An 11,683-nucleotide genomic window follows, 5' to 3' on the forward strand; every position below is an offset into this window, starting at 1 on the left:
AGGACCCCAAGCCGTTCACATGGACCAAGAGCGCCGATGAAATCCTGAACTCGTTATCGAAATATATTGCCAGGATTTCAGGCGCAGGACACTAGCGGGACTGGCGGGCTGCGGCGTACCCGCCGCCTACGTGGCCCCGTCCCGGCGAACAGCGAAGGACCGTTCCGCCGACGACCCCTCTCTCGATTTCGCGAACTGGCCCTCTACATCGACACCGAGGACAGCGGACACGGCGCCGGGCGTCGCCCCACCCTGGCCGCCTTCAGCCGCAGGACGGGCATCGCCGTGCACTACACGGAGGAGATCAACGACAACGACGAGTTCTTCGGGAAGATCAGTCCTTCCCTGATGAACCATCAGCCCATCGGACGAGACTTGATCGTCATCAGTGACTGGATGTGCGCCGTTTCGTTCGGCTCGGGTGGGTTCAGGAGATGGACCGCTCCCGGCAGCCCAACGTGGCGCGCTACCTCGATCCCCTGCTGCGCAAGCCCGCTTTCGATCCCGGGCGGAAGTGCACGGTGCCCTGGCAGTCCGGCATCACCGGCATCGCGTACAACCGCCGCAAGCTGGGCCGGGACATACGCCACGTCAGCGACCTGTGGGCAAAGGATCTCCGGGGCCGCGTCACGCTGTTGTCCGGCCTGGACGAGGCTTTCGCCCTCCTGATGCAGGGCGACGGAGTCGACATCACGCGCTGGACCGCAGCCGACTTCCACCGAATGTGTGACCGTGTCGAGGGCCTCGTCCATAACAGACACGTGCGGCGTTTCACCGGCAACGACTACATCAAGGACCTGTCCACGGGCGACGTCCTGGCCTGCCAGGCCTACTCGGGCGACGTCATCCAGCTTCAGGCCGACAATCCCGACATTCGGTTCGTCGTGCCGGAGGAAGGCGCGGAACTGTGGGCGGAGTCACTGATGATCCCGAACCTGGCCGCGCACAAGCACAATGCGGAACGGCTCATCGACTACTACTACGAGCCCGCCGTCGCGGCGGAACTGGCCGCCTGGGTGAACTACGTGTGCCCTGTGCCTGCCGCGCGCGACGTCCTCGCCTCAGCCAAGGACAAGGCGACCGCCGAACTCGCAGAAGACCCACTGATCTTTCCCGATGACGGTATGCGCAGTCGACTGGCCATCGCACGAGACATCACGGCCAAGGAACGACCGGCGTTCGCGCGCCGGTGGAACGAGGCCACGGGACTCTGACGAGGCGAGGCGAGGCGAGGCAAGGCAAGGCGATGGGGCTACGGACTACGGGAGGGGCAGAGGCACGGGGCTTCTTCCGCGTGGCGGACGAGGCTATGGGCTCCGGCGAGGCGCGGAGTACGGGACCGGCCGGCACGGTCGGAGGGGTGGGCGGGAGCGGGTAGACGGGTGCCGTCGGCCTGACGGGACGTGTGGCTGGGACGTGCGGCGTTTCGATCTCGGTGCTTGTCCTCTGGCGTACCGTTTTCCGCCCCGTGGCATATGCCACGGGGCGGAAAACGGGGAACGTTTCTGGTGCCGATCGGGCGCTGACAGTGCGGGAAGTGGGCCGGGCCGGTGCGTGATTCGCCCGCCGATGACCAGGCGGCATGCAGGCGACGTCCTCGCGACATTCCTGTGCGCCGTGGCCGACCGCAGTCCCTAGGACTGGGGTGACAACGCGGCCGGGGCGGAGGCCGCTCGGCGCAGAGCCACGAGCACGTCGACGCGATTGGTCGTGATCGAGTCGACTCCGGCGGCGACGAGCTTGCGCATGGAGCGCCGAGTGTCGGGAGTCCACACGGAGACCAGGAGGCCGTTCCGGTGCACTGCCTCGACGAGCTGGTGACTCACCAGCCCGAAACGGTAGTTGAGCCACCGGGGCCGCACCGCGTCCAGAAGCGCGGGCCGGGGCGGGGCCAGGGTCGTCCAGGTCAGGGCGATCTCGGCGTCGGGGTCGGCCTCGCGCACCGCGAGCATCGCCGATGCCCCGGCGCAGTAATACGCGCGACCCGCTGCGTCGTTGTCGCGAATCACGCCCACGACTGCCTGCGCCGTGCGAGGGGTGCCGGAGGGAAGATCGATCATCACTCGCGAGTCCCGCGTGACTTCCAGGGCTTCGGCCAGCGTGGGCACTTGCCCTGCGGTGAGCTCGTGAACCTCGGACGCCGTCAACTGGTCGAGTGGGCGATCGTGGTCCCACAACCGCTGCAATGTCGCGTCGTGCAGCAGAACCGGGACTCCGTCGCGGGTGAGCCGCACGTCCATCTCCACGGCGTCGGCACCGCGGTCTAGAGCCGAACGGAGCGAAGACAGAGTGTTCTCACGGATGCGGTAGGGGTCGCCTCGATGCCCCACGGCCGTAATGGTGCGCATGACCGCATGTCATCACACGTGTCACGGGGCGAGCCAGGAGGCGGTGTACGCGTCGATCTCGGCCTTGATCCGCCCTTTGCCCTCCGGCTCCAGGAATGAGGCGTCGACGGCGTTCCGGGCAAGGGCGGCCAGGCCGGTCTCGTCAAGGTCCAACAGGGTCGCGGCAATCGCGTACTCGTTGTTCAGATCGGTGCCGAACATCGGGGGGTCGTCACTGTTGATGGTGACCAGCACTCCAGCGTCCACCATCTCCTTGAGCGGATGCGCGGAGAGATCGGGGACGGCGCGCGTCGCGACGTTGGACGTCGGGCAGACCTCGAGAGGAACGCGCCGCTCGGCGAGATGCTCCAGCAGCCGGGGATCCTGGACAGAACTCGTGCCGTGCCCGATGCGCTCCGCGCCCAGGTCGTTCAGCGCGTCCCACACGGTCTGCGGCCCCGTGGTCTCGCCGGCGTGCGGAACCGAGCGGAGTCCGGCCGCGATGGCGCGGTCGAAGAAGGGCTTGAACTGAGGACGCGGAACACCGATCTCGGGACCGCCCAAGCCGAAGGAGACCAGCCCTTCGGGGCGCAGGTCGACAGCCAGCCGCGCCGTCTCCTCCGCCGCCTCGAGTCCGGCCTCTCCCGGAATGTCGAAGCACCAGCGCAGGGTGATTCCCAGCTCCCGCTCCGCAGCCACCCTCGCGTCCTCGATGGCCTCCATGAAGGCGCGCTCGTCTATGCCGCGGCGCGTCGAGCTGAAGGGCGTGATCGTCAGTTCCGCATAGCGGATGTTCTGACGGGCCATGTCGCGTGCGATCTCGAAAGTGAGGAGGCGGACGTCCTCAGGCGTGCGGATCAAGTCCACCACCGACAAATAGACCTGGATGAAGTGGGCGAAGTCGGTAAAGGTGAAGTAGTCGGCGAGCGCCTCAGGCGCCGTCGGTACCAGAGAGTCGCCGTGCCGCGCGGCCAGCGCGGAAACGATACGGGGCGACGCCGAGCCCACATGATGCACGTGCAGTTCAGCCTTGGGCAGCCCGGCGATGAAGGCGTGCAGGTCGTTCATGGGTTCCTTCCGATCCTTCCCCGCGAGGTCCTTTCCTCCGAGGGGCGATGGGACGGTCGGCGGACCGGCCGGGATCATCGTAAGTTGCGGCCTCGTGGCCGCAGGGCGGGGTCTGCTCCTGGTGTGGAGGGGGCGGGTCGGGGCGGGCCGGGGTGGGGTCGGTCGCGGGCGGCTGTCCTGGGGCCCTGGGCCCGCGCCGTGGCATATTCCACGGTGCGGTACCGCGCATCCCCGTGCTCCTGCAACGCGACATATGCCGAACGCGGTAGCCGCTCCGCACCGTGGAATATGCCAGATGGCGGCACGCTCGCCGCACCGTGGCATATTCCACGGTGCGGGGTGGGCGCCGGGACGGGGAGGTAAGTGGCTGCCGGGTGACGCTGCGGCCTTCCGGACGGCCGGGCACCCGGACGGCGGCGCGTCGCCGTGCCCTGTGCGGGGCCCCGGTGGGCGAGGGCAGCCCGGCCACGCCGTCACTTGGCCTTGCTGCCCGGCGTGCCGGCCCGCCGCCGGCGCACGCTCCTGGGGTCGCCCGACCGCGGCGTACTGGTCCAAGCCTCAGCCCCAAGCCCCACCCGCCCCGCGCCGCCCCCGAGGATGAGCCCCGGACTCGGCTCATCCACCTGTTCCCCGCCCGTCTTCGGTCCTTCCCGGCCCGGTGAAGTGCCAAGCCGCAGCGCGCTCGGAGATCGTTACCGGCTATCCGCGGTTGGCCGAACCCTCAGCGGTGCCTGCTTTGGCGGCGGCCGCGCCGCCCGCAGCACGCCGCGTTCGCCACTGCCCGGCCCCGGCCCCGTTCCCGCTGTCCGCCCTGCCCGAGGAACTCAGAGCCTCCCGCGCGGCCATCAACGCGAACCCGAGCAGATTGAGGCCTCGCCACTTTTCGGGTTCCCGGGAGCGCGGGTCGTCGGCGGCCAGGCCGATACCCCACACGCGGTCCAGTGGGCTGGCCTCCACCAGGATGTGGTCGCCGGTGCCGAGGAGGAAGGCAAGCAGATCGGGGTGGGAGGAGAACTTGTGGACGCTGCCCGCGACCACGATGCCGAAGCGCTCTCGGTCCCACGTCTGCTCGTCGAAGTCCCGTACCAGCCGTCCTGCGATCTTCGCCTGTGCCGGCGTCGGTGCCGCGAGAGCGGCTCGCTCACTCGCGAGATCCCCGAAGAGTCTCGCCTTCTCGGCCATCATCCAGTGCTCGGCTGTGGCGTACTCGTGCTCACCCACCCGGAATGGGGCGGGCCACCACTGGCTCAAACAGGACTGGTCGAGTCGGTCGTCCGCGCGTCGGCGATGTCCCCAGAAGAAGAGGTACTTCGGTCGCTGTCGCGCACCCGCGTCGTCCGCGCCGTCGCCGCCCCGTTCGTGGGCGCGGAGCGCTTCCCATGTATCGATCCGGACCATGCACCTGAGTGTTCCAGTCACTACGTACAACCCGTCGTGGTTTTTCGGGAGGACTCGACAACTGGTCGACAGATTCCGTCGTGTAACCAAAAGGAAACAACGGAATCACTTGTTGAAGGAATGCTGCTCTGTCAGGATCGGCACTCAAATCGGGCCGGAGCTACGGCACCGTAACAAAGGCGCAGGTGCCGGAGGAGAGCGACATGCACAACCGCTTCCAGCCACGGGACAGGTTCGCGGCAGGTGCGCAATACATCGACGGCCGACTCCGTGCGGGGACATCAGGGCGGCGGCAGCAGATTGTCGACCCCGCCACCGGCGACGAGGTGTACACCTACGAACTGGCCGGGGCGAAGGACGTGGATGAGGCGGTGGCCGCGGCCCGCGCGGCGTTTCCGGCTTGGTCCATGACGACCCCGGGAGAAAGGTCCGAACGGCTTCAGCGCCTCTCCGCCGTCCTCGCGGAACGAGCCGAGGAACTCGCTCAGGCGGAGTCGCTGCAGTGCGGGAAACCGATCAAGTTGAGCCGCGCGTTCGACGTACCCGGCACCGTGGACAACGCCGCGTTCTTCGCGGGCGCGGCGCGTCATCTCGAAGGACGGGCCGCGGCCGAGTACAGCGCCGACCACACGTCGTACGTCCGTCGCGAGCCGATCGGCGTCGTGGGGTCGATCGCGCCGTGGAACTATCCACTCCAGATGGCTGCCTGGAAGGTCCTCCCGGCGGTCGCCGCCGGGAACACCATCGTCCTCAAACCGGCGGAGCTGACGCCGTTCACCTCGTTGCTCCTCGCCGAGGCGGCGACGGAGGCGGGGTTCCCCGACGGGGTCGTCAACGTCGTCAACGGTGCGGGGAAGGACGCGGGGGAGCGGCTCGTCGCTCACCCGGACGTCGTGATGACGTCCTTCACGGGCTCGACGGCGGTGGGGAAGCGGGTCTCGGAGATCGCCACGGCCACCGTCACCCGGCTCCATCTGGAACTGGGCGGAAAGGCCCCGTTCGTGGTGTTCGACGACGCGGATCTCGACGCCGCCGTACAGGGCGCCGTGGCGGGAAGCCTCATCAACACGGGGCAGGACTGCACCGCCGCCACGCGCGCGTACGTCCAGCGCCCCCTGTACGAGGCCTTCGTGCGTGAGGCCGCCGCGCTGATGGAGACGGCGCGGCTCGGGGCCCCCTTCGACCCGTCGACGGACCTCGGTCCGCTCGTCAGCCATGCCCAGCGCGACCGGGTCTCCGGGTTCGTCGACCGAGCTCGCTCCCACGCCACCGTCGTCACCGGCGGTACGGTTCCGGGCGGTGCCCTGAAGGACGGTGCGTACTACGCGCCGACGCTCATCGCGGACGCCGCGCAGGACAGCGAGATCGTCCAGGCCGAGATCTTCGGGCCCGTGCTGGTCGTGCTGCCGTTCGGCGCGGACGACGAGGGACTCCGGCTCGCGAACGACACGCCGTACGGGCTCGCCGCTTCCGTCTGGACGCGGAACGTCTACCGGGCCAACCGGGCGACACGCGAGATCAAGGCCGGCTGCGTCTGGGTCAACGACCACATCCCGATCATCAGTGAGATGCCGCACGGCGGCTACAAGGCGTCCGGTTACGGCAAGGACATGTCCGCCTACTCCTTCGAGGAGTACACGCAGGTCAAGCACGTGATGTTCGACAACACCGCGGTGGCCGCAAAGGCGTGGCACCGCACGGTCTTCGGGGACAGATAATCGTCGGCGGCCGCCGCAGCCGCCGCACTCGCCGAGTACGTTCACCCGAAAGGGCACAGCGCATGGAAGAGTTCGATCCGGACCGGATGTCAGCCGCGCAGCGGTCGTCAATGCTGCGGGCGCTACGTGGTGACGGGACGGGGCGGAGGGGCGCCGCCCGCAAGCGCCCTGAGCGGCGTACCGTGCTGCGCGCGGCAGGCGGCGGAGTACTCGCGGCGGGCGGCCTCGCCGCACTCTCCGCCTGCGGCATACCCGCCGCGGCCAAGACCGGTGACGAGGCGGCAGAGTCCGAGGACCACTCGGCCAAGGAGAAACAGGTCAACTTCTCCAATTGGACCGAGTACATCGACGTCAGTGAGGACGAACGGCATCGGCCGTCGCTCGACGCCTTCACCAAGCGCACCGGAATCAAGGTCAAGTACACCGAGGACATCAACGACAACGTCGAGTTCTTCGGGAAGATCAAGCCTCAGCTCGCCGCTGGGCAGGACACGGGGCGCGACCTGATCTGCGTCACCGACTGGCTTGCAGCCCGGCTCATCCGCTTCGGGTGGGTGCAGAAACTCGACCCGGCCAACCTCCCCCACGCCTTCACCAACCTGTCCCCGCAGTTCCGTAATCCGGACTGGGACCCTGGGCACGCCTACTCGTATCCCTGGGCCGGCATCTCCACCGTCATCGCCTACAACGTGAAGGCCACGGGAGGGAAGGAGGTCACCTCGCTCTCCCAGCTCCTGGAGAACCCGCAGCTCAAGGGAAAGGTGGGACTGCTGTCCGAGATGCGGGACACGGTCGGCATGACCCTCCTCGACATGGGCAAGGACCCTGCCACCGTCACCGCCGACGACTTCGACGCCGCTGTCGCCAGGATCCAGAAGAGTGTCGACAGGAAACAGGTGCGGCGCTTCACCGGCAACGACTACATCTCGGACCTCAGCAAGGGGGACCTCGCCGCCTGTCTCGCCTGGGCCGGCGACGTCGTACAACTCCAGGCCGACAACCCCGACATCCGGTTCCACATCCCGGACAGCGGCTACATGACGTCGAGCGACAGCCTCCTTGTGCCGAACAAGGCCCGGCACAAGGAGAACGCCGAGCGTCTCATCGACTACTACTACGAGCTTCCGGTCGCAGCACGGCTGGCGGCATGGATCAACTACGTCTGCCCCGTTGACGGCGTCCGGCCCGAGCTGGCGAAGATCGACAAAGACGCCTCCGAAGACCCGTTGATCGTGCCCGACAAGGCGATGGCCGCGAAATCGCACGCCTTCCGCTCACTGGGAGCGAAGGAGGAGACGGCGTACGAGAAGAAGTTCGCGGCCCTGACCGACGGATGACGCTTCCGATGCGATCGATGCGATGGGTACGTGCCAATCGCGTCCGACATGCGGGCGGGCGGGCAGGGGGAGCGCAGGATCGGGACGCGGTGCGACGACGTGAGGGGAATCGTGGAACGGTGCGAGAGAGCCTTGCGTCTCGGCCTCGGGCCGGCGCCCCGAGCAAGGGCGGCGTCCCGAGCAGGCCCATTGGCGCCTTTCGTAGAGCCGGACGCCAACTGCCCCAACACGTCGCACGAGTTGCCCAGGTGGCTTGGCGGGATGATCCTCCTCGCCCGGAGTACGCGTCCGCTTCTGTACCGGATCCGCGAAGGGCGCGCGCTGTGTGGGTTGCACCGGCGCGAGGAGGAGGGCGGTGCGGAAGCGAAGAGGACAACAGCCGCCGACGGGAGAGCGGCAGCACCGTTGGTCTTCCGATGCCCACGAGTCGCCGCGCGGGTGCTGTGTACCCACGGGGCACGGGGAATCGCGCTCCAGCGCCCCCGGGCCCGCCCCCTCTTTTTCCTGGCATGCCCCTCTCCCTTCCTGCCCCTCTCCCTTCCCCCGTGATCCCCAGGCCTTCTCTCCCGCCCTTCAGCCCCTGTCCGCCGGCCACGAACCGTGTCGGCGCCCCTCGTCCCGCCCGTTTCCTCACCTCCCCGGGATTCAGCTCATGACGACCACGACGCCACCCGCCACACCGACAGCCTCGACCGAACGGGGCGGCGCCGTCCGCCTTGCCGGCATAGGGAAGGCGTACGGCCAGTTCACCGCGGTGCACCCCCTGGACCTGACGGTGCCCCAAGGGTCCTTCTTCGCTCTGCTCGGAGCGTCCGGCTGCGGCAAGACCACCACCCTGCGCATGATCGCCGGGCTTGAGGTGCCGAGTTCGGGCACCGTTCACCTCGGAGACGAGGACGTCACAGGACTGCCCCCTTACAAGCGACCGGTCAACACCGTCTTCCAGAGTTACGCGCTCTTCCCCCACCTGGACATACACGAGAACGTCGCGTTCGGGCTGCGCCGACGGGGCGTCAAGTCCGTCAAGAAGCAGGTGGACGAGATGCTGGACCTGGTGCAGCTCGGCGATTTCGCCCGCCGCAGGCCGCACCAGCTCTCCGGAGGCCAGCAGCAACGAGTAGCCGTGGCCCGAGCTCTCATCAACCGGCCGAAGGTCCTGCTTCTGGACGAGCCGCTCGGCGCCCTCGACCTCAAACTGCGGCGTCAGATGCAGCTTGAGCTCAAGCGCATCCAGACCGAGGTCGGCATCACCTTCGTCCATGTCACCCATGACCAGGAGGAGGCCATGACGATGGCCGACACGGTCGCCGTCATGAACGCGGGGCGGGTCGAGCAGCTCGGCTCACCGGCGGACCTCTACGAGAATCCACGGACCACGTTCGTGGCCAACTTCCTCGGGACCTCCAATCTTCTGGAGGGGCACGTCGCGGACATCTCCGGGCAGGACGTCGCGGTGACGGTGCGGGGTACGACGCTGTCGCTCCACGGCGACCGCTGCGCGACGTCGCCCGCCCCGGGCGGCGAGATCCTCATGGGCGTGCGCCCGGAGAAGATATCCCTCGTCGTGGCCGAGGACGCCGCGGCCGTTCCCGCGGGGCGCAACCGGGTGACCGGGCGGATCGCCGCGTCGAGCTTCATCGGTGTCTCCACGCAGTACGTGATCGACACCCCGGTGTGCGGAGCGTTCGAGGTGTACGCCCAGAACATCGAGCGCGACAGCCGCCTCGTTCCCGGAGCCGAGGTCGTGGCCCACTGGAGCGCCGCGCACACCTTCGGGCTCGACGCGGACCAGGACATCGACGCAGGCATACGGACCGCCGACACCGAGGGGGAAGCCGCGTGAGCGTCACCGACGCACCCCCCGCACCGCCGCCGGCGACGTCCGGTCCGCCGGAGGAACCGCCGCAGCAGCCCCCGAAGGGGCGCCCGCCACGCGGACGGGGCCGGTTCGTCCCGTACTGGCTGCTTCTCCCGGGCCTCCTGTGGCTCCTCGTCTTCTTCGCCCTGCCCATGGTGTACCAGGCCTCCACCTCGGTACAGACGGGCTCGCTGGAGGACGGCTTCAAGGTCACGTGGCACTTCGCCACGTACTGGGACGTGTTCAGCGAGTACTGGCCACAGTTCCTGCGCTCCATCGCCTACGCCGCGGTAGCGACGGCGCTGTGCCTGCTGCTCGGCTATCCGCTGGCTTACCTCATCGCCTTCCGTGCGGGGCGCTGGCGCAACGTCGTGCTCATCCTTGTCATCGCCCCGTTCTTCACGAGCTTCCTCATTCGTACGCTCGCGTGGAAGACGATCCTCGCCGACGGCGGCATCGTGGTGGACACGCTCAACGCGCTGCACCTGCTCGACATGACCAGCGCCCTGGGGATCACGGACGGCGACCGGGTCCTCGCGACGCCGCTCGCCGTGGTGTGCGGCCTCACCTACAACTTCCTGCCGTTCATGATCCTGCCGCTGTACACGTCGCTGGAACGGATCGACAGCCGTCTGCACGAGGCGGCGGGGGACCTCTACGCCGCCCCGTTCACAACCTTCCGCAAGGTGACGCTCCCGTTGTCCATGCCGGGCGTCGTGTCCGGAACCCTGCTTACGTTCATCCCGGCGTCCGGCGACTACGTCAACGCCGACCTGCTCGGCTCGACGGACACCCGGATGATCGGGAACGTCATCCAGACGCTCTTCCTCCGCGTGCTCGACTATCCGGCCGCGGCAGCACTGTCGTTCATCCTCATGGCCGCGATCCTCGCGGCGGTCACGGTCTACCTGCGCAAGTCCGGGACGGAGGATCTCATCTGATGACCACGCAACCTCAGCCCACTCCGGAGTCCACCCCCGTGCCGGCCGCACGTGAGCGGACGGTCGCCCCGACGTCGCCGCCCGTTTCGGGCGACCGGCTCTCCAGCGACTCAGACGCCGGGAAGACGGCTACGGGGCGCGCGTCGCGCGGTCCTTCGGGGCGCCGTGGCCCCGTGCGGGCGCTGCGCAGGAACCTCGTCGTCGCCGCCGGGCTCTGCACCCTCGCGTACATGATCCTGCCGAACATCGTCGTGATGGTGTTCTCGTTCAACAAGCCCAACGGACGCTTCAACTACGAGTGGCAGCGTTTCTCCACCGACGCCTGGACGGACCCCTGCGGCGTGGCCGACATGTGCGGCTCACTGTCGCTCAGCCTTCAGATAGCCGGCTGGGCCACTCTGGGCTCCACCGTCCTGGGCGCCATGATCGCTTTCGCTCTGGTGCGCTACCGCTTCCGGGCGCGCGGCGTCGTGAACTCGCTGATCTTCCTGCCTATGGCCATGCCGGAAGTGGTCATGGCGGCGTCGCTGCTGACGCTGTTCCTCAACATGGGCGTGCAGTTCGGGTTCTGGACGATCCTCATCGCGCACATCATGTTCTGCCTGAGCTTCGTCGTCACCGCTGTCAAGGCCCGCGTCATGTCCATGGACCCGGCTCTGGAGCAGGCCGCCCAGGATCTGTACGCGGGGCCGGTCCAGACGTTCCTTCGCGTCACACTGCCCATCGCGGCTCCCGGCATCGCGGCCGGGGCGCTGCTGGCCTTCGCCCTGTCCTTCGACGACTTCATCATCACCAACTTCAACGCCGGGTCCACCGTGACCTTCCCGATGTACGTCTGGGGGTCGGCGCAGCGCGGTACCCCCGTGCAGATCAACGTGATCGGTACGGCGATGTTCGTCATCGCCGTACTCGTCGTCCTGCTCGCGATGGTCTTCGGTAACCGCCGTAAGCGCACGTGACGGTGCGACGGGGCGGGGAGCGGGCGGGGCAGTGGTACGTGACATCGCGCACCGGCTCGGGTACACCCGCCCCGTCG

General features: G+C 68.2%; 7 protein-coding genes and 2 pseudogenes. 6 read left to right on the forward strand and 3 right to left on the reverse strand.

Going from position 1 to position 11,683, the window contains the following annotated elements; all coding sequences use genetic code 11:
* The first annotated feature begins 55 nt into the window (after positions 1-55).
* A pseudogene (locus AB0J21_RS32085) lies at positions 56-1,214 on the forward strand (spermidine/putrescine ABC transporter substrate-binding protein).
* Positions 1,215-1,634: 420 nt separating this feature from the next.
* On the opposite strand, the gene AB0J21_RS32090 reads toward AB0J21_RS32085, so the two are convergent.
* From AB0J21_RS32090 to AB0J21_RS32100, 3 genes and pseudogenes are all read right to left on the reverse strand, one after another.
* Complete coding sequence (locus AB0J21_RS32090; RefSeq protein ID WP_363149676.1) at positions 1,635-2,348, reverse strand: glycerophosphodiester phosphodiesterase; 714 nt, start codon at positions 2,346-2,348, stop codon at positions 1,635-1,637.
* Between the two features lie 21 nt (positions 2,349-2,369).
* Positions 2,370-3,395, reverse strand: coding sequence for an adenosine deaminase (locus AB0J21_RS32095; protein ID WP_363149677.1), 1,026 nt, complete (start codon positions 3,393-3,395; stop codon positions 2,370-2,372).
* An 816-nt stretch (positions 3,396-4,211) separates the two neighbouring features.
* A pseudogene (locus AB0J21_RS32100) lies at positions 4,212-4,793 on the reverse strand (NADAR family protein); the annotation flags it as partial.
* A gap of 203 nt (positions 4,794-4,996) precedes the next feature.
* Here AB0J21_RS32100 and AB0J21_RS32105 point away from each other — a divergent pair.
* The 5 genes from AB0J21_RS32105 to AB0J21_RS32125 all read left to right on the forward strand — a co-directional run bounded on the left by AB0J21_RS32105 (position 4,997) and on the right by AB0J21_RS32125 (position 11,606).
* Positions 4,997-6,511 (forward strand): gamma-aminobutyraldehyde dehydrogenase, encoded by a 1,515-nt coding sequence (locus tag AB0J21_RS32105; protein ID WP_363149678.1) that lies wholly within the window; start codon positions 4,997-4,999, stop codon positions 6,509-6,511.
* A 62-nt stretch (positions 6,512-6,573) separates the two neighbouring features.
* The gene (locus AB0J21_RS32110) at positions 6,574-7,848 is read left to right on the forward strand and encodes a spermidine/putrescine ABC transporter substrate-binding protein (protein WP_363149679.1); all 1,275 of its coding nucleotides are present in this window, start codon (positions 6,574-6,576) and stop codon (positions 7,846-7,848) included.
* Positions 7,849-8,500: 652 nt separating this feature from the next.
* Positions 8,501-9,691 (forward strand): ABC transporter ATP-binding protein, encoded by a 1,191-nt coding sequence (locus AB0J21_RS32115; protein ID WP_363149680.1) that lies wholly within the window; start codon positions 8,501-8,503, stop codon positions 9,689-9,691.
* Entirely contained in the window at positions 9,688-10,647 is a 960-nt protein-coding gene (locus AB0J21_RS32120) for an ABC transporter permease (protein ID WP_363149682.1), read from the forward strand. The genes AB0J21_RS32115 and AB0J21_RS32120 overlap by 4 nt, the downstream gene beginning before the upstream one ends.
* 230 nt (positions 10,648-10,877) lie before the next feature.
* Positions 10,878-11,606 (forward strand): ABC transporter permease, encoded by a 729-nt coding sequence (locus tag AB0J21_RS32125; RefSeq protein ID WP_363149729.1) that lies wholly within the window; start codon positions 10,878-10,880, stop codon positions 11,604-11,606.
* The last annotated feature ends 77 nt before the right edge of the window (positions 11,607-11,683 follow it).

Source organism: Streptomyces sp. NPDC049954 (assembly GCF_040656295.1).
GTDB lineage: Bacteria > Actinomycetota > Actinomycetes > Streptomycetales > Streptomycetaceae > Streptomyces.